General features: G+C 39.8%; 24 protein-coding genes. 10 read left to right on the top strand and 14 right to left on the bottom strand.

The window, feature by feature from the left end; translation table 11 throughout:
• From IPP86_02490 to IPP86_02480, 3 genes are all read left to right on the top strand, one after another.
• On the top strand, positions 1–200 hold a 200-nt coding region (locus IPP86_02490; protein ID MBL0137385.1), incomplete at its 5' end, for a lamin tail domain-containing protein.
• Complete coding sequence (locus IPP86_02485) at positions 188–364, top strand: hypothetical protein (protein MBL0137384.1); 177 nt, start codon at positions 188–190, stop codon at positions 362–364. The genes IPP86_02490 and IPP86_02485, both read left to right, overlap by 13 nt.
• The gene (locus IPP86_02480; GenBank protein ID MBL0137383.1) at positions 312–608 is read left to right on the top strand and encodes a hypothetical protein; all 297 of its coding nucleotides are present in this window, start codon (positions 312–314) and stop codon (positions 606–608) included. Before IPP86_02485 ends, IPP86_02480 begins: the two co-directional genes overlap by 53 nt.
• 3,206 nt (positions 609–3,814) lie before the next feature.
• On the opposite strand, the gene IPP86_02475 is transcribed toward IPP86_02480, so the two are convergent.
• Entirely contained in the window at positions 3,815–4,003 is a 189-nt protein-coding gene (locus tag IPP86_02475) for a hypothetical protein (GenBank protein MBL0137382.1), read from the bottom strand.
• Positions 4,004–4,094: 91 nt separating this feature from the next.
• Between IPP86_02475 and IPP86_02470 the strand changes: the two genes are divergently transcribed.
• Positions 4,095–4,244 (top strand): hypothetical protein, encoded by a 150-nt coding sequence (locus IPP86_02470; protein ID MBL0137381.1) that lies wholly within the window; start codon positions 4,095–4,097, stop codon positions 4,242–4,244.
• 187 nt (positions 4,245–4,431) lie between these two features.
• On the opposite strand, the gene IPP86_02465 is transcribed toward IPP86_02470, so the two are convergent.
• The 12 genes from IPP86_02465 to IPP86_02410 form a co-directional block, all read right to left on the bottom strand.
• Positions 4,432–4,707, bottom strand: a complete 276-nt coding sequence (locus IPP86_02465) for a T9SS type A sorting domain-containing protein (protein ID MBL0137380.1) — start codon at positions 4,705–4,707, stop codon at positions 4,432–4,434.
• A gap of 193 nt (positions 4,708–4,900) precedes the next feature.
• Complete coding sequence (locus tag IPP86_02460) at positions 4,901–5,350, bottom strand: hypothetical protein (GenBank protein ID MBL0137379.1); 450 nt, start codon at positions 5,348–5,350, stop codon at positions 4,901–4,903.
• Positions 5,351–5,390: 40 nt separating this feature from the next.
• On the bottom strand, positions 5,391–5,534 hold the full coding sequence (locus tag IPP86_02455; protein ID MBL0137378.1) for a hypothetical protein: 144 nt from the start codon (positions 5,532–5,534) through the stop codon (positions 5,391–5,393).
• A 46-nt stretch (positions 5,535–5,580) separates the two neighbouring features.
• On the bottom strand, positions 5,581–5,850 hold the full coding sequence (locus IPP86_02450) for a hypothetical protein (protein MBL0137377.1): 270 nt from the start codon (positions 5,848–5,850) through the stop codon (positions 5,581–5,583).
• Complete coding sequence (locus IPP86_02445) at positions 5,850–6,014, bottom strand: hypothetical protein (protein ID MBL0137376.1); 165 nt, start codon at positions 6,012–6,014, stop codon at positions 5,850–5,852. Before IPP86_02445 ends, IPP86_02450 begins: the two co-directional genes overlap by 1 nt.
• Before the next feature lie 107 nt (positions 6,015–6,121).
• Positions 6,122–6,349, bottom strand: coding sequence for a hypothetical protein (locus tag IPP86_02440; GenBank protein MBL0137375.1), 228 nt, complete (start codon positions 6,347–6,349; stop codon positions 6,122–6,124).
• A 1,186-nt stretch (positions 6,350–7,535) separates the two neighbouring features.
• On the bottom strand, positions 7,536–7,802 hold the full coding sequence (locus tag IPP86_02435; GenBank protein MBL0137374.1) for a hypothetical protein: 267 nt from the start codon (positions 7,800–7,802) through the stop codon (positions 7,536–7,538).
• A 201-nt stretch (positions 7,803–8,003) separates the two neighbouring features.
• Positions 8,004–8,417, bottom strand: a complete 414-nt coding sequence (locus IPP86_02430; GenBank protein MBL0137373.1) for a hypothetical protein — start codon at positions 8,415–8,417, stop codon at positions 8,004–8,006.
• A gap of 1,257 nt (positions 8,418–9,674) precedes the next feature.
• Entirely contained in the window at positions 9,675–10,019 is a 345-nt protein-coding gene (locus IPP86_02425; protein ID MBL0137372.1) for a transposase, read from the bottom strand.
• A gap of 153 nt (positions 10,020–10,172) precedes the next feature.
• Positions 10,173–10,484: a hypothetical protein gene (locus tag IPP86_02420; GenBank protein MBL0137371.1), complete on the bottom strand. Its 312-nt coding sequence runs from the start codon at positions 10,482–10,484 to the stop codon at positions 10,173–10,175.
• Between the two features lie 212 nt (positions 10,485–10,696).
• On the bottom strand, positions 10,697–11,014 hold the full coding sequence (locus IPP86_02415) for a hypothetical protein (GenBank protein MBL0137370.1): 318 nt from the start codon (positions 11,012–11,014) through the stop codon (positions 10,697–10,699).
• 138 nt (positions 11,015–11,152) lie between these two features.
• Positions 11,153–11,620, bottom strand: coding sequence for a hypothetical protein (locus IPP86_02410; GenBank protein MBL0137369.1), 468 nt, complete (start codon positions 11,618–11,620; stop codon positions 11,153–11,155).
• A 536-nt stretch (positions 11,621–12,156) separates the two neighbouring features.
• On the opposite strand from IPP86_02410, the gene IPP86_02405 reads away from it, so the two are divergent.
• The 4 genes from IPP86_02405 (at position 12,157) to IPP86_02390 (ending at position 16,607) form a co-directional block, all read left to right on the top strand.
• On the top strand, positions 12,157–13,983 hold the full coding sequence (locus tag IPP86_02405; protein ID MBL0137368.1) for a tetratricopeptide repeat protein: 1,827 nt from the start codon (positions 12,157–12,159) through the stop codon (positions 13,981–13,983).
• A gap of 102 nt (positions 13,984–14,085) precedes the next feature.
• Positions 14,086–14,265 (top strand): hypothetical protein, encoded by a 180-nt coding sequence (locus IPP86_02400; GenBank protein MBL0137367.1) that lies wholly within the window; start codon positions 14,086–14,088, stop codon positions 14,263–14,265.
• Positions 14,266–14,402: 137 nt separating this feature from the next.
• Complete coding sequence (locus tag IPP86_02395; GenBank protein ID MBL0137366.1) at positions 14,403–14,669, top strand: LytTR family transcriptional regulator; 267 nt, start codon at positions 14,403–14,405, stop codon at positions 14,667–14,669.
• Between the two features lie 147 nt (positions 14,670–14,816).
• Entirely contained in the window at positions 14,817–16,607 is a 1,791-nt protein-coding gene (locus IPP86_02390; GenBank protein MBL0137365.1) for a serine hydrolase, read from the top strand.
• A gap of 173 nt (positions 16,608–16,780) precedes the next feature.
• On the opposite strand, the gene IPP86_02385 is transcribed toward IPP86_02390, so the two are convergent.
• Positions 16,781–16,966: a hypothetical protein gene (locus IPP86_02385; GenBank protein MBL0137364.1), complete on the bottom strand. Its 186-nt coding sequence runs from the start codon at positions 16,964–16,966 to the stop codon at positions 16,781–16,783.
• Between the two features lie 42 nt (positions 16,967–17,008).
• Between IPP86_02385 and IPP86_02380 the strand changes: the two genes are divergently transcribed.
• Entirely contained in the window at positions 17,009–17,662 is a 654-nt protein-coding gene (locus IPP86_02380) for a T9SS type A sorting domain-containing protein (protein ID MBL0137363.1), read from the top strand.
• Between the two features lie 599 nt (positions 17,663–18,261).
• A complete protein-coding gene (locus tag IPP86_02375) occupies positions 18,262–19,386 on the top strand; it encodes an acyltransferase (GenBank protein ID MBL0137362.1) in 1,125 nt (374 codons plus the stop codon).
• Positions 19,387–19,445: the final 59 nt, after the last annotated feature.

Below are 19,445 nucleotides of genomic sequence, written 5' to 3'. Positions count from 1 at the left end.
GTCTCGGCGAATTTGACGATTGGATCGAATTGTTTAACAACTCATCTCAAGCTGGGGACATCAGTGGGTATTACCCGACAGACGACTATTTTAATCCCGACAAATGGACAATTCCTGCGAACACAATCATCCCTGCGAATGATTACCTGATTGTTTGGGCTGACAAGACAGCAGTCAGGGACATATCATGCCAACTTTAAACTTTCAGGCAGTGGAGAAAGTGTTTATCTGCTGGACGCTTCTGTTGCAATTGCCGATCAGGTTATTTTCGGACAACAGGTTACAGACTATGGTTACGGCACGTGTACCAAATGGAACAGGTAGTTTTGCAATTCAGACTGCTAAGCATTTGGAGCGTGAATAATAACCTGAACACGTCAATCGATGAATTCCAAAATTCAACTGCATCAATTTCCGTATTCCCAAATCCGGCGACTTCAACGGCTCATATTCGCATGAATGAACAATCTGGTCAGGAGTTGGAAATTTGTAACCCTGTTGGACAAATGGTCTACCATAGCAATGGTAATCTTATGTCGCGCTCAATACCGAATCCTTCAATACTGGTGTATATATTGTTCGTTGCGGATCCATTGTTCAAAAACTGATGATTCAGAAATAAGAAAATACATTTTTTATTGCTCAAAAAGCCGAATTAATAAATCCGGCTTTTTTAACATCAATCAAATAGTAACATAATCAATTATTCCTTGCCCTTCTATCATCCACAAAGGATGAGGTCAATTGTTTCGGGAGTGAGGTGATCACCATCCGGAGGCATTATGGGGTACTCTACTCCTCTCAATCTACCGATCAGGGGATGCTGTTTTCAGGATTCACTGTATCGACATAAGGTGCAAGATGTCCGATGGAAATCAACTGATCGTAAGCAAAAACCCTGATCGTAAGTCAAGGAACGGATGTGAATAGTTGTGACAGCGTACACAATGCAAATCAAAAATCGGTTGAATTTCCTCGCTGAAGGATATCAAATGTATCCCCGGATCTTTCGGGGGTTTAATAATCAGCGGACCTTCGTCCTTGGTACAGGAATTCATCCAGAGGAAGAATACTTCCAAAGAATAAAACCGGTAAGAAATATTTTATTGAAATATCGAAGGGTCATTGGCTTTTTTTTCTTTTTATACCAGAAATGTTCTTTGATATTAAAACCAAAAAGAAATTCACCTTTACCATAACGGTAGTTTCTGAAGAATAAATAAGCCTCCTGTAAGTCCCGGATTGAACTTACCACAATCTGGAAGGCGTGACCGATGTTCCAAATTCAACTCCAAGACTCAATGGGAAATACCCATTCTCCGGCTTGTTGTTGAATCGATAAGAAGAGTCCGCCAGCAAACTGGTGTTAGTAGGAGGTTTTTCTTAAAGGCCAGTCCTGCAGAGATTTAGGGTATGATTGTCCTGACCGGGGAGAAACTAGGTTGCGGTGGTGGTAAGCTCAGGATTGAGTCCGCTGAGAAAACGTTTTCCAAATTTTCTTGAAATGACTGGTATGCGAATTACAACGATAAGCGATGCTTTTGTTTATACCAAAAGTGCAGTTCCGTCACCAAAAAAAGCATACTTCGGTATTGTCGCGAAATCATCCGACATGTTAATCTGTATTAAACACACAAGAGAAATGAATTTTATTGTCCGTTGTTTGATCTAGGACTAGTCGTTTTATTTCCAGGTCAAGGTCTTACCGAATTTGTGCGCCCGATTCCAACAAAAGTTTTATCTCCTAAAGGAAATACAGAACCCGTAAAAACGGATATTCGCTACAAGATCCGTCCCCAGGAAATTCTTCAGTAAAGTATGATCTACTTTCACCGCTCCAAACGGATGACGGGATAGTTAAATTCGGAGCCGGTTTTTAGGCGGCATCATCGTGGTTTGGGAACTTGACCAGTACTTTTGATCGTTAGGCATCTTTACTTCCGGATTATCTGTAACAAAAAGAAATCCTGAGCAACTAGTTCATGGAGACAAGAAAGCAATGCTATTATTAAAATTGTAATACATCTTCTTTCAGTAATGTCTTATTAAAAATCAACAACATCATTCCTGAGCCTGAGATAGTTTGACTTGCTTCCTGTGTTCGGAAAATGTCCTGATATTGTCTACCAATGCTCAGCGTTGTTTCACAGTGAGCAGCGTTCTGAGGTAAGGCTGCATATTTCCTTTCCTACTGAAATCTTCCAGAACAAAGCTCCATCAATTTCGCTTCGTACCGCCCGGCTCGTATGATCCGCCGGTTTAGGTTGATCGCGACACTTGCAGGACCAAAGCCCCTTCCATCCGATGCCGTGACAAGTCCAACAACAGGTAGTATTGTAAATTTTCAGCATCCTCCATCCCCGGCCCGCTAAAAGGAAACCTTCGGATTGCGAATCGTATCCACAAAAAGCGGCGCTTCCACGCGGGAAGGTCGCGCAATGTGATTTGTGTTTTTACAATAGAAAAACCAAAACAATACGAAAACAATTCCTACTGATAAGTTGTATTTGTAATTTTCACTCCAGTTTATTATTTCGATGCTAGGTCGGACACTTCAACTTCTTTTCCATTCTGTCCAATGCTACTCTTGTGTTTTGATGTTCCGGATGTTGTTTAAACAAGTCAACTTCATTGACTCGTAACCAAAAGCTTCTTTTTCCTCGAAGAAAATTTAGATGGAAAGATTATATAAAACTGCTCATTCCCGCGTTGCAGTTTGTTGGCATTAACCAGACGCATTTCTGCTTCTTGGGGGTAAATCTTTTTCTCTATCAAATTACTATAAGATTATTTTCAATCAATTCCTGTTTTTTTGGTTCCTCTTCAGCTTCTTTGAATAACGTTCCGCTTTGCTCAACTGACCCGTACGTATATAAAACCCGAGAGCTTTGAGTTTAATTTCCACACTAACAGGATCGTCTTCTCCAGCGACCTTTTTGATATAATACGGCAAGGCTTCCGCAGGAAAAAAAACCAGGCAGCCTCCCGTAAAGGGTGTCCTAATGTAAGCGATGCTTCAGCCTGTATCATGTTTTCCTGTCGCTGATGGCCTCAGCTTGTAGATTTTTAGTTGAACTTCCGCTTCTGATTTTTCCCCTGTAAAATGAGGAGCTACCATATTTTTAATCTTCCTTCAAGATCGTCAGGAAGTTTTTTCAAGCATACTTTAAATACTTAGAAGCGGATTCTTCATCATTTTTCAGTAAACTTAACGCGGCCAATCTCTCTTTGCAGACTAGCAGGATGCCAGATGCCAAGCGCGTCGGCTTTTTGTAACATGGCAAAAGATTTATCCACTTTATCGGATGTCACACTCATTGTAACCCGATTGCTGTTCCTTCAGCAAAGCACCGTATTCACGATCTCCCAGATAGGTATATACATGTACAACTGTCACTATGCAAGGTAAAGATTAACAACAAGAGTATGTAAATAGGTTGAAAACATGTTTCGGAAACGTTAGTTTATTGGGACGTTCCTTGAAAGATAATGTCCGATCCGCACATATTCTTTCTCCACAATCGTGAAAGCGTAATAACTCCAAAGGAGAAAATAATTCTAAACGCGATGGCGAGCAGGAATGGAATTGTATTATAATCCGCGAAAAATTGTAACGAAAAAGGAAAGTCAATACAGCGAGAGAGATATCTTCCGGGCAATACCGTAAGGAATCGTATCGCTTTTAAAACCCTCAAGTTTTTTAATGATAAAAGCCGGATGGTTTGCAAACCGGAATGACAAAGCATTTTCCGGACACACTTGCACACAGTCCAGATCTTTCAGACACTTTGATCCACCACCTTATTGAACTGATTCACTTCGTGCATGACCTGTATGTGGGACGAACACACCGCCGTGCATTTGCCGCATTCGGTACAATCTCCCGAGAGCTTAATTTACCCGGAGTCGAACGATCTGGAAGAGTGAAAACCATTCCGTATGGACAGCCATACTGACAAAAACTTCTTGAACCCAGAACATATACAGCAAGTCCGCCACACATGAAGAATTGTAAAAGGGTGAGCCTCAGACGGCAGGTTGCGCCAAAAATCGCTTGCTGTGAACGAAGCTCATCCTTCAGAATCCTGGGCGATATGAAACGAAACCGGAGGTTGGGCGGTCGCGTTCCCTTTCAATCTGAGGAAGTATACAAACAAATGACTACCGCCGCGAATGGCAACCTCACGTCCAATAAAGTTCGTGACCGAATGTGCTTTGGGACGAATTCCAACTTTATTGAGTAGTCATGTGCAACCGTCCTGTAGTGCAACCATGTGACACATCCAGGAACAAAAAAAACGGTCCGCCAAGAAGAGGTTGCCACCATGGTAAGCCCCAGAACAAAATCTGGAAGGGTGACAATCCCGAGGTGAACCGTGTCACAACAAACTCATTAGAATTCTAAAGGAGCGAGTGTATGATCCGCAAGTTTCAACGTGCAATATGCAAAAACCCATCAAAAGATAAACCGTGGCTAAACTGATCGCTCTCCATTTTGCATGTGCGATCGTACACTTGCCTTCCGGTCATATCATATACGTTCAGATGAACAGTGGAACCACTTCCAGGAATTGTCATGTCCACATTGAATAAACCTGTAGAGGGATTCGGATACAGAAGAAAGTTATTGGAAAGGTCCGCTACAGGATCGATTCCGGTACATGGAAAGACGTACGGCATGCGCGGTTGCAGGAGTAATTGGTACATATTCTTCCTCCAAATTCTATTTCCCAATCGGTAAACTGAATAATAGAAAGAAGCACCGGCACTGGATTTGTAATCGATAAAGTATCGGTAATAGTATATGGATAAACAATACCCACATTATTTTCTCCACAAATTTGGAGTCCCTGTAGCGCCAAGACGTAAGTTCGTTCCTTGTAAACATTGAAATTCAAAGTCACCCGCGAAGGACCATTCGAATATTTATAGTGCAGGATTGTAAGACAGAACTTGTGCTGTTTACCAATTCAAATGTCCGGTTCCCTGCACCATTCGCGAACACAAGAACAGTTTCCAAAACAAATGGTTTGAGAGCACCAAATACTTCATATTGCACTCCCGTATAGTAAGAACCTCCACCGAGACTATTTGGTTTTCCTGCACGCACAACAGTTCCCGGATTATTGACCTGATCAACGACGGTAGGTGTTGCTGTGTTGATGAGCACCGGCGAGGTGAAAGTATTTCCTGTACCTACAACTGTATTCGACTGATCGTACCACGTCAGACTGTTTCCAGCCGCAGATAAAGCAGCGCTGTAACCGTTACAAATTGAATCTTCATTCACTGTTGGTTGAACCGGTGATGGAAGCGCACTGTAAGAGGCTGAGATATGGCTGTTCCACAATAAGTAGTAACAGTTACAGAATAGGTACTGGCTCCAACTTTTATGTTTTGTGTCGTTTCACCATTGGACCGGAGAGATAGGACAAACTCCGCATTCGCAAGCGTAACAGAATCATTTCCGGCAAATGACAGTATTTCTGTCGGGCAGTGATGGCTGTCACCGGATTGCCGGGTTGATCCCGCAATGCAAGTGTAAATGGTATTACTGTGTAATTGTTGTTTTGTTTGACTCTACGAAATAATCATGTGATCTATTTCGTAAACAATCCAATAATCACCGTTACAAGTTCCTTGTGGAATTTCAATGTACATACCGTTCAGGCTTTCGCTGTAAATATCAGTGTAGCCAACTGAACATCCTTGCTCAACATCAGAACAACCATAAGAATTTCCTAAGCCATAATTTGGAAAGTCAGCATTCAGCAAAGTAGTACCGGCACCAAAAACACTCTGGTTATCGCGACAATGTCCATTGTAAGTGCTACAGGAGCCATAATCCATCAGGCAAAAAGACTGTTTGTATCCCCAACCAACAACACTCCAGTTGAGAGGATTCCGGGCTCCAGTGGATTTTCTATTCGCAAAGACATGATGCCCCAATCGTCAACATGCATACCGCCTTGCTGATAGGTCATCGCTCCTGCAATACGATCGCGAAATGACATCGCCTGATGATCTTTATGATAGATCCTTTGATAGAGAATTTGTTTGGCGACTTCTCCGTTTGGACAAGCAAAGATTGAGATGCGGGCGCACTGAAAGTATCTGATCCCTAAACAAACCAGTGATTACCGTTTTGTTCCACTTCTACAGCGCATGGTCCGTAACCAATCTTCGGAGTTGATCCGGTTACACGTAAATGTCCGTTGTCGGCTCCTGCACCGGTTTGTGGATATTCTGTTGGGCCACCCGCATAATTCTGCCGTCCATCCGGAAATAGCGATGTCAGGCAACAGATCACAATTCGAAGATCCGTCTTGACAAACGCGAGAGGTAGCATTGGTAATTGTGCATTGCGCAACACTCTGTTTTGGTAAAACAAAAAGCAATGCAACAGAAAGCAAGCGTAGCAGATTCTTCATGTGGCTTAGATTAGACGAGGTAATTCTTGGTTAAATCAAAATATTCTCTCTAAATACCACCCTAGAGAGGAGCCGGTAAATAAATTGCGAAAACGCAGGAATTTCAATCAAATTAGAATCAATCCAAATAAGGAAAGGTGATTCCTATATACATATATATATGCAAGAGAATAGAAAAGCCGTAAATCCGGCCAATTCCCGGATTAGGCACAGTTTAACCGGTACGTAAATGAGGATACAATTAACCACAGAGATCAAGTGTTGAAAACGCAGAGGCGCAGGAGTTTTGAATCACTCTTTGCGCCCTTTTGGGTGATCAACTCAACATATTTTGTGGTTAAAATATTTCTTTAACTCACAATCTATTTCAATCAATTGACTATTCCTTAATCAGCTTCTGTTGAATCAGGCCTTGTTTTGTTTTTTATATTTGATTATACAAACCGTTAGTAAATCAGCCAAATCAATTATAATTTGACTGATCTAAATTTTCTGGTAAAATATTCTTTCTCCGAGAAGATTGAAAACTTCAACACTTTCCACCAACAAATTACTGCCTTGGATTTTTTGAACAATCCGTTACTTGGATTCGGCGAAAGTTGAATATCTGAAAATCCGCATTCGAAATACCATTAATTATATTATATACTCTCTGGCTGTATGAGACCAACGTATGTCTCCATCATCTTTCACTCTGAAATAAAGTGTGTCCACTCCCGCCGGAGCAATACTCCAGGGCACATTGAATGTCCATTCCACTGTCTACCGCAGCAACAAGAGCTGAAGAAACACAATTATCATCTCAAGATCTGAGGAACTGGAAATATTCTACCGTAACAACACTCGGATAATTAAAACTGCTGACCACCTCAAGATTACGTTTGAAAGTTTCACCCATCTTCCATAACCATCCGAACGCGGCCGTACAATTTTGGTACCCCATTCACTTAAGGAGGCAATTGTTGCAGGTGGAATAGTAATAGATTGAGTAATATCTTTACGAGTGGAGAAATGCTAAATGCAGTGTTTTGTCCATAACCCAAATCCGTATCAATAAACCACTCACCAGTGATTACACTATCTGTAGTTCCGGATGGAAGTACTTCAAAAACTCTCTTTTGAAGGTCTGGACTCCATTGTCCATTGCTGTCTTTGAGTACGAATGTATATTTTATGATAGCCAATAGGCAGGCTTCCCGAAACCGGGATGGTAAAGGACCAGTTGCTGTCGGGAGAGGCTGTGACATTCATCAAAGTATTCAACCCATAACCCAGGTCAGTATCGGTAAAATATTCCACCTGAACGATGTCCTGGGCTCTTAGACAGAAGCTGAACAACAACAGTATGGATGAAATTAATATTTTTTTCATGCTTGGAAATTTTATTAGCTGTTCAAATTATTTAATTGTACGGGCCTTGGGATCGTTACCGGTAAGCCGGTCACAGGTGACGCAACACCTGTTGTAGTAATATCATAAATAACCGGAACAGGAGGTAATCAGACAAAGTATAGCGACTGGTAAATGGATGGACCCCCATATGCCCACGATCACCACCTGCGGAACCTTGATTTAACGCGGCCCATGTTGGATCGAGCTGATAATTCCCATCTGTAGAGTTACTAACCGGAACAAAATGGTTTGCATATTTGACACAAGTAAATTATGCCATTGAGGATCAGTAGTATTTAACTGTGATGCCGTTGCGCATACATTGTAAATTACGTTTGAAGAAGCAATGCCACTATTCAGGTCCACGATTGCATTCGCAGTTTTGATAATATTATTTTGAAAAGATGGAGTATTCAATCGAATAGATGCGGTACCAGATATAACTGAGCAGTCGAACACATTATTATTGCATTCAGCAATATTGTATGTTCCGGTATTGTTATATAATGATAATATCTTCATAAAAATATTGTGACTAATGATGAGGTTTTGTGGAATTCCATAACCACTTGCTACCACTCCACTTCCATTCAATTATTGGAATTATTAATGAAATTTTGGATTATCTGTAATAACTGCATCGTTGCAGTATAACCAAGGTAATATCCGCTTCTACTCAAACATCGTTTTCACCATTATATTACTTGGTACTTACATCAATACCATATGCACTCACCTACATGAGACCCCAATGATCTATGATCCCTCTGACCCAGGAGCAAATACAATATTGTCCATTCTGGTTTCAACCTGATCGTTGCTAACATTCGATGCTGCGTTGAGGTCAGAAATGTGGCTCTAAACCCCTATTAATACCAATGGGCGAGTAAGTGGAATCCAGGATAGCCCAGGCTATTTCCTGTACCTTCAAGATACAAAGTATCATAATCAGAAACCAGATTACTGTTTTGTGCATTATCGGGTGATCAAATACCGGAAACACACTGTTTCCTAAGGTTTTCACCATAGTGAGTTCCATTTGTAAGATAATTCGAAATTCGGTTAACACGCCATTTGTTTGCATTAACTGAGCCGTTAAAAACAATAGTAGCAAAAAATTGCCAGTCGGAAAATTAACTTTAGATTTTTCATGTGAGTTTTGTTTTTGTGGTTTTATAAATGATTTAAAAATTTATGAATGCATCTTACTGTTTTGATTTGATTAAGAAAATACTTTCGAATATTTCTCACGGGAGAAACTCAATTCCTCCCTGTACACTTTGTGAATCTCAATGTGCCTTACTGGCGATACAAGTTTGTTAAAATATTAATTGAGAATTCAGTTTTATTTAAAACCAATCTGCTAGAAATAATTTTATTTGATCTTGAATAAACCAGAGTTTCTATAATGAGGGTGATGTCTAATTCTTAGTTGAAAATTGCATCGTGGTTTCCTGATGACGTGATTTTGATTGCTTCCTGTAATTTATTTAGATGTTTAAAGTTATGAATTTTATTCAAATTATTTTCTAATTCCAATAAGGCTGCAGCAACCCATCTTTGTCGTTGATTACTGTTGGTCCAATGCTTAACATTTCGTACATATTTCGCCATTTGGGAGTTCAGGTTTTCAATACAATTTGTCGTAGCCAAACTTCTGGAAAATATTTGCGCAACTTTCAATTTGTGGAGTGTAATGTTTCTTCCAAGCCTTCCAGTAGAGAGTTCGCTGCATTTTGATTGATTTTTAAGAGCTCTTTGTGGATGTTTAGCAATACCAGTTTAGCTTTATTGTAATCAGGTTCCCGGTATGCATTCTGTATTTTTGTTTTAAAATTGGATTTGTCCCGATCACTTAAATAGCTCAGTACATTTCACGTTTGTGCCACTGACAACGCTGAATAATTGCTTTTTTCCAAACACATCGACCACCGCCTTGTGAAGCCCTTTGCTACCATCGATCATGACAAGTAAGCCGTCAGTAAAACTAAATTTCTTTGCGAGTATTTGTTTAAGCAACTGGCTTATGGCACGGCTATTTTCATTTGATGTTTGAATAAAACCTACGGAATTTTTGATCCTTTTATCCGTCACACCCAAGGCGACTACCATCTGTTCACTGGCCAGATATTTTCCGTCAATTAACAGTACAACAAAATTGTGATCTTCATAGGTTCGTTCACAAAATGCTTGAATGCTTCTTCGCTTTGTTCTTTAAACTCACGACTGACCTGACTTGGAACTGAGTCCGAAACTTTCGGCTAAATGGTTAGTTACTTTTTATAATCACGGGTGCTGATTCCATGAAGAACCTTTTGAGAACTTCTTCGGTTGGCTTGGCTAGGTTTCTTAAGTTTTCCAGACCTGGAAGCGGTACAATTTTCCACTTGAAGATTCCCTGATTCTTGGAATTTCCACCGGCAATCGATGATCTCCCCATTTTGATGCTCCCGGATTGAAACCGTGGCGATAGAATTTTTTGGCCCGAAAGTGAATGCTCATAACGTTCACCTGTCTTTTCTCTGATAATTTCTTCAAAATCTGATTAATCATGATTCGACACATCTCAAAATGATTCATCACCATTTCAAATTTAATGTCGACTGGTTGGTCGTAAAACCAAGCAATGTTTTCTCGTTGAACTTTTGTAGATTTGCTCATGGTAGTTTGATTTTAGATTTTAGGTCGCAAATCAAAATACTCATTATCAAACTACTTACTTAGCAGCGACTTCGGTAGCTGCTAAGTTTTTTTCAACTAACTTTGGGACTACACCATAATGAGAATTACGATAAAGAAGAATATTAACACCTGCAATATAAAATAATTTACAATATGTAACTTTCGATGTTAATAGTTTTCCATATTATATTTCAGGGCATAATTAATTTCTGAAATCGTTTTCCCAATTCCATCGCCCTTTCCTTCTGCTTTTCAGAGATATTACTTTGATCCATCGTCATCATACTTCGTAGCGCATTTGGATCCAGGTTCATTTTCAAGATGTCTTGTTGCAATTCCATCATTTGGCCCATTTGCAGCCCAATTCCGGACGTCTTTGATTCCCAGTTGCTGAGCAGATTTTCATACGAATCCAGCGTTTTATCCATCGGATCTTTCGTACAGGAGACGAAACTGAGTGCGTGAAATAAGGCGAATAAGAGTGATGTAAATTTGAGTTTTGTTTTCATGGCATGAAAGTTTAAATTGATTTAATAATTATTTAATGATTCTTGATTTCATCTGATCAAATTCATCTGAACTCAATTTTCCTGAATCTCGCAAAGTAATCAGCCGCTCGAGTTCGTTGAGAGGATTGTTTGGCGAAGTCACGGAAGATGATTGAACGGGCTCGGAAAATGAATTTTAATTTCATCCAGACTTCCTTTCAGGCTATCCTCCGGATGTTTGTATTTCCAGGTAAAAAATATCAAACCGAGAGATGCGGCAAGCGAAACCCAGACACCTATTCCATATTCCGCTTTGATAAAGCCAAGACCCGAATCTGCTGTATTATTGCCCAGAGCCACCACAGTCACCAGCAGAGCAATGGTTCCGGAAACCAAAGTTGACAACCACATTTTTTGTCGAGCCGTTCCTGCTGATTGCCGAGAACTGAAAAAGTACAGATAATCCATAGGCGATAAATGCAACAATTCCGAATCCCCGAAACCATTCAGGGAAACATTGATAAATCCTCCCGAAACAGAAACCCAGGGAAGAAAGATAGAAACAACACCGGCTGCAGAGCAAAGCACAGTGAATTTGCGTTGGAGGTGAAGAAGATTGAAGTTCATGGTTTTGGTTTTTTTAAAATGTTTTTAAAGAATTTGATGCTTCAAACATACATTCACAAGCCCTCCTTCTCCTACATGGATTGATTAAGTGCGGGCCCCGGTTTATTATTCGTCAACTTTCGACTGAAATTCGCTTGTCCGATTTGCTTGATTTTTTACATATATTTGAATCATTCCCCAAACAATGCATCGTTTTCTCCTTTTTCTATTCCTTTTTTACCGCCTCTCGAATGCTTTCGCGGAACCCGTTGATTCGCTGCTCAGGGAATTGGAAAAACATCCGCATGAGGATACACTCCGACTGAACACTCTTTACAACTTAGGCTTTAAATACTGCGATGAAGACCCCGAAAAAGGACTTTTGTTCTCAAAAAAGCCCTTGAGCTTGCATTGAAACTTGATGAAAAATTAAAATCTGCAAAATGCTATCTCATTCTCGGCTTGAATTACCATAACCTCGAACAAGATTCCAATGCAATTCAAGCCTACCATAAAGGAATTGAAATTGTAAAACAATAGGTGAACAGAAATATCAGGTGAACCTCTACAATAATCTTGGCAACGCTTTATACAACGCTGCGCTTTACCAGGAATCAATTGCTGCCTTTGAAGTAGCAGTAAAGATTATTAAATCAACAGACGAAAGTGATGCCAAGCGACTTTATACTCTCCGTAATAATGAAAGCAATGTCTACAAGGCTCTGGCAGATTACAACAAAGCTCTAAGCTGTCTATTTGATGCCGCCAACGCCGCGGAAAATTTGAAAGATTCTGTCACGTTGACGGATATCTATACCAATATCAGCATCCTTTACCGTACTATCCCCGATTATCCAACATCCTTGAAGTATGCGCAAAAATCTGTAGAATATTCTCAACGGTTGCAAAACAAAAAAAAGCTTGCATCCTCATATATGACTATGGCCAATACACTTGATGAAATGAACAGAACAGAAGAAGCGGTTCGGTATTTCCATGAGTCGAGGCAAATTTCAGAAAGTATCGGAGATAAACGCGGACTGAGGAAAACTCTCATCAACCTCGGTGTATTGTATTCCCGGATTAGCAATTACGATTCTTCGTATTACTATTTTCAGAAATGCGAAACCATGCTGCGTGAATCCGGTGACCAAAATGATCTTAGCGTTGTACTTAACAATTTAGCAAGTATCCTGGATGAAGCGCCGGTTTCGTTTCTCATTCGGAATCACATCAACCCGGAAACCCGTTACAACAAAGCCACATCTCTTACTTTCCAGGCTTTAAAAATAGCTGAAGAACTGGAAGATCCAGACAACCAGTTGGATTCATGGCAAACATTACATAACATTTACAAACATGCCGGTGATTATGAAAATGCATACAATGCTCTAACCAGATCAAATCAGTTGCACGACAGCATCCTGAGCACCGAACATCTGCTGAAAATCGGAGCTCTGCAGTCAAAATACGAATACGACACAAAAGAATCTTTGCTTAAAGCGGAACACGAAAAAGAACAGGCTATTGCGGCAGCCGAACTGCAAAGTCAGGTAAAAATAAACGGATTAATGACCGCTGGCGGCGCCTTGTTGTTATTGGCTGGCACAGGAGGTTTCATTCTTTATAAGCGCCGCAGGGATGCAGAAGAAAAACAAACCAATGCCGAATTGAAAGCTGATGTCGCTGAAACCGAAATGAAAGCACTGCGTGCGCAGATGAATCCGCATTTTATTTTTAATTCACTCAATTCCATAAGCAATTACATTACTCAAAACAATATTCAAACCGCAGACTATTTCACCATTAAATTCGCAAAACTTATGCGAATGATCCTGGAGTATTCGGAGAAAAAAGAAATCACCATCGCTGAAGATTTGCAGGCTCTCGAATTATACATGAAGCTCGAAGCCATGCGCATGCAAGACAAATTCAGTTATACCATACACATCGACCCCGAAATCGATCCGGAAAATACCTATATGCCTCCACTTATTTTACAACCGTTTATCGAAAACAGCATCTGGCATGGCATCTCTCCAAAGAATGGTAAGGGAAAAATCACACTCAGCATCCGCAAGGACAAAGATATGCTGCTGTGTATGATAGAAGATGACGGGGTCGGGAGAAAAGCTTCGGAGAATTTCAAATCACAGGAATCTTCAGGCAAGGAAAAAATCCATGGGCTTGGGAATAACAAAAGAAAGAATCAATTTGCTCAACAAGCTGAAGGATGCAGCGGCATCTGTTCAACTCATCGATCTGGAGCAGGGATTTCGCGCGGAAATTCGCTTACCTTACATTCACAACGATTGAATAATGATCCAAACACTAATCATAGACGACGAACAACATTGCATCGACCGCCTGACGATGTTGCTTAATAATAATTACAGTGACACGATCCGGGTTTTGGATCATTGTAATTCCGTGGAACAAGGAATTGCTGCTATAAAAAACACCGGCCGGAACTTGTATTTCTTGACATTCAGATTCACGATCAAACCGGGTTTGATCTGATGCAGTCGACCAGTGAATATAATTACGATGTTATTTTTACCACAGCTCACGATGGCTTCGCGGTAAAAGCATTTAAATTCAGCGCTGTTGATTACCTGCTCAAACCAATAGATCCTGATGACTTAGCAAGCGCCATTGAAAAGTAAAATCAAAACAAAGCGCACGTGAACAAAGTCAAAAACTTGATTCTCTCTTTTATAATTTAAAAAATCTCCAGGCTCCCGCTAAGAAAATTTGCATTCCGGTTTCTAATGGAAAAGAAATTATTGCCGTGAGTGATATTGTGCGCTGCCAGAGCGATGTCAATTACACTTATTTATTTCTAAAAGACAAAACAAAACTCACTGTCACTAAAACTCTCAAAGAGTTCGACGAGCTACTCAGCGATTACAATTTCTTTCGTGTCCACAATTCCCATTTAGTCAACCTTAGTTATGTTAAAGGCTACAGTGCCGGTAAGGGCGGGATGGTCATCCTCACCGATGGCACTTCCATCGATGTTTCAACACGTAGGAAGGATGAGTTTTTGAAGAGGCTGGAGGAGATGTGATTGTTTGTTAGTTGTTAGTTGTTAGTTGTTAGTTGTTAGTTGTTAGTTGTTGAGGAAAATAATCCAAATATTCAAAATAACATCCAAGTTTCCTTTAAATATTATTCAAAAGTATTCTCAATTAATTTCATTTTAAAAATCAGAATAATGAAAAAATTTACCCTGGTCGCTCTTTTATTCCTTTTTCTAATTAACACAAAAGCCCAAACCTTCAATCCTCAACTTGCATCAATGCTGCAAGATACTCTCGACACTTATGTTTCCGCCATCTCCAACATCAAAGGAATGTCGGCCAGTGTGTATATACCCGGGCAAGGAATCTGGCAGGGAACGAGTGGTGTCTCACATTCCGGACAACCGATTACCAAAGAGATGGAGTTTGGAATCGCAAGCAATTCGAAACTATTTGTATCAACAATGATGTTAATGTTACAGGAAGATGGTATTCTGAGTCTGGAAGATTCAGTTCATGAATGGCTTCCAAATTATACAAACGTCAATCCGGACATCACCATTCGACAATTACTGAATCATACCAGTGGAGTATCTGATCCAATTTTTGCATCCCCATGGATGGATACCATTATGACCAATCCAACACGGGTCTTTACGCCGAATGAAGTATTGAGCTGGCTCGGCGCACCGTCGTTCGCACCCGGAACAGGATGGAATTATTCCAACGTGAATTACATTCTCGCAGGGATGATTGCACAAAGTGCCACAGGTTTTTCAATTTCTCAACTCATCCGGGACAGTATCTTAGACCCTCTGAACATGGATAGTACATTTTACGATGTCGAAGAACCCGAAAGAGGAATTATTTCTCATCGCTGGTACAATAGCATTGATTATAACGATACTTCCCGGGTCGGTTTAAATTCAGCGGGAGGTTGTGCGGGATCCATTTTTTCAACTTCTTCGGAAATGGCACAATGGTATCACGCGCTATTTAGCGGACAAATAATCAGTGCATCCTCGCTTGCAGAACTAAGCACCTTCGTCGCTACAAGCAATCCTGATTATGATTACGGATTAGGCCTGGATCGTTCAACAACGTTAGGCACCGACTATTGGGGCCACGGAGGTTCCACCTGGGGTTACCGGAGTAAAATGATTTATGATACCTGTATGGGTACAGTTATTTGTGGTCTTACGAACAGTTGGCCTTCCGGAATGGAAGGAGTTACTTTTCTTCTTTATCGTGTGGTACTCAACCATGTACCACAGTGTGCGGAAGCGTTAAACGGCATCAATACCGTTTGTCAGGGGACGAATGGAATTGTATATACAGTCCCTCCGATAACAAATGCAACATCATACACCTGGACATTACTATCAGGTGCTATCGGCACCAGCAACACCAATTCGATAACAGTAGATTATGGGTTAAGCGCTGCTTCAGGCTTTATCACTGTTAGTGGTGTGAATAATTTTGGAGCGGGAGGAAATTCTTCTCTTTGGGTGAATGTCAATCCAAAGCCTGCTACACCATTGATCACTGAATCTTTAAATGTGCTTACCTCGAGCTCACCTGTAGGAAATCAATGGTACAATTCCAATGGCATGATCGCCGGGGCAACAAATCAGACATATACAGCAACAGCCTCAGGTGATTATTATGTCATTGTTACACTTGCGGGCTGTAGCTCTGATTCTTCCAATGTTTTGAATGTGATTATTACAGGGATCGAAGATTCAAACCCGGAGTTGAAAATACTTATGTACCCGAATCCTGCTTCAGATCAACTCATCATTGAGATTGACAAAAGTATTGGACTGACAACTTTTGAAATTTCAACTGTAACCGGACAAGTCATTTGGACAGGAAATTTAATCAGTCATACAATCATTCCAACATCTGAATTTACACCGGGTATTTATATGGTAAAATTTGAGAATAAGAAAAGCAGAGATTACAAAAAGGTAATTTTTCGCTAAATAGCTGCTAAAAAAAAGTAATTACCCAATTTACAATTCCATTTTCGCTGATTAATATCCTGTACAATTTAGTTGTCATTGCTGATCTTTGCAATGAATGGAAAGAGCCTGATTTATTTTCAGGCCGGTGTTTCAGTTTCCATCATTCAAAGCTACTAGGTCATGAACCCTTCTCAATTCCGGTTAATCAATACCTGGAAAATAAATTTCTTCAATACACTGTCAAAGCTGTTCTTAATTTTATTCCTGTCAGTTTCCGGCTTAAATGCATCTTCACAAAGTATATTATTTGATTTTGATACTGCCCCATCCTCTACTTCTCTTCCACTCGATCTGACTGCCGGGGAATCACCGCTCATTTTTCAGCTACCGGCTCCGGTTATTCGATCCAGAATGCAAACGTGCTTGGCTTCACCCCTGCCGGCTTTTCAGGACAATGCCTATATCCAAACAGTGTCTTCCTGGCGGATTTACTTATAAGATTTGATCAGACCCTGACAGATTTCTCGATTCTATACGCTTGCCAGGAACTTGGCTGCGATGATGCCGCAACGATGCGCGTTACAGCCTATCTGAATGGTAATTATGTTGGAACGAATACCCGTACCGCAACTTTTCCGGGTACCTATCCAACGGATACACTCCGTTGTAGTTTTGTCAATGGTTTTGATAGTGTAGTTGTTCATTACGACAGTCATCCACCACTTTGTCAGGATTATGGTGTAATCTACCTTGCCGACAACATGGTTGTGACTCCGCTAATCACAAACATACCCGAAACGAATCTTGTACTTAGCAATGTGAAAATAAGCCCCAATCCAACTTTGGGTACATCCATAGTTTCATTTACTATTTCCCATGAAGAAGAGTTTTCGCTTGGTATTTATGATGTGCACGGAAGAATTGTCAGCACTATCTTTTCCGGAATAGCGAATACCGGTAAACATCAATTTATACTGGACTCTAACACTTCGCTCATGACCAACGGGGTTTACTTTGTTGGAATCAAAACCCTCTCTTCTTTTCAAGCATATAAGCTAGTAGTTATACAATGAAATATCGGCGGGAATATTTATAATTACTTATCACTTTTTTCATTTCTAGTGAGTTTTACTTATTCATTGGACTCCAATTTCCAATCGTCTGCAACAAGAATTCTCATATTCGCGGAATACTTAATGAATTGGATTCCATATTCGGAAATCAATTATATTTTTGTTGATGTAATTATCATTTATTCAATTTCGGCAAAAAGAAATTCTCAATTTCCTTGCTCAAAGTGTTGATTTTTCACCTAAAGAAAACACAAAAGGCAAATTCGATCTAACGATCACTATTACATTTTTTTTAAAGAATTATTTTATTTCCATTCATTTTATTCTTCTCCGTCACGGGAAGTACAAAATGTTTTTTATGAATGAATTGAATACATACAATTATAACAAGCTTAGACCATGAGCACTTCCATTTTGACATCCGTATTTCGAGAGTAAACTCACACTTGTAAGCCCTTATTTTAATTAGATGGTTTTGCTGTAAAATATTACGGCATGGCATTCTCATTTCTAAATTGAAGATAGTAATTGCAAAATCCAGAAACTACCTAAGTCTATAACAGGCCCAATTATTTTAAACAACTCATAAGTTTCACCACATGAAAAAGCGAATCTATTTTGAGAATCTTGACGGACTGAGGTTTCTTTGCTTCCTCTCTGTCTTTTTTTTCCATAGCTTTTATACTGAATCAACGGCGCTAAAAACCAGCTCCACTTATCACTTTGTAAAAATTGGCATTTTTGGAAATGGGAATATAGGTGTAAATTTCTTCTTCGTATTGAGCGGATTCTTAATTACGTTTCTCCTCCTGGAAGAAAAGAAATTAAAAGGTCAGATAAAACTCAAGAACTTTTGGCTGAGAAGAATTCTGAGAATATGGCCGTTGTTTTATTCCTGTGTATTCTTTGGTTTCATAATTTTCCCAAAAATAAAATTACTGTTCGGACAAACTCCTCATGAAACAGCAACTCCCTTCTTCTACCTGACATTTCTGAATAATTTTGATTTCCTGACCAAAGGATTGCCGGACTCCTCTATACTTGGAGTACTTTGGAGTGTAGCAATCGAAGAACAATTTTATTTAGTATGGCCTATCATTATTTTTCTGTTCCCGGTAAAGAAATTATGGATTCCATTTGCTGTGATTATTTTGGGCAACCTTATTTTCAGAGCATACAACGACAATTTTCTATTGCATGAACATCATACAATTTCCTGCATCGGCGATATGACGATTGGCGCAATTGGAGCCTGGTTGGTAAACATCTCAGAACGCTTCAAAAGAAATATAGAACAATTGACCAGATCTGACATTGCCGCTATTTATCTTGCATTTATTCTTTTATTCTTTTTAAGACATGAACTGTTTTCCGGTCATTATGTCTTGCGAATTTTTGAAAGAATGTTTCTAGCTTTTGTTATATTACTGATCATCCTCGAGCAAACTTTCGCGCAACGTTCCTTTTTCAAAATGTCAAACTTTAAAGCCATTTCCAAACTTGGTACTCTAACCTACGGGATGTACTGTTTGCACTTTATCGGAATCCTCATCACCATCTCTATCACGAAACAATTATCGATAAACACACACTTATGGCAGGTGTTTTTTCTCGATACGCCCATGGCACTGGTTCTGACAATTATCATTAGCAAGTTGAGCTATACGTATTTTGAATCTCCTTTTTTGAAGCTGAAGGATAGATTTAGTATTATTACAAAATAACCAAATCTTCACAATGGAATTTGGTGACTTAAGCATACAATTTGTATGATTAAATCCAA

The sequence above is a fragment of the Bacteroidota bacterium genome (assembly GCA_016720935.1).
Classification (GTDB): domain Bacteria; phylum Bacteroidota; class Bacteroidia; order AKYH767-A; family 2013-40CM-41-45; genus JADKJP01.
Note: the sequence above shows the minus strand (reverse complement) of the source record. Positions and strands in the feature narration are given on the sequence as shown.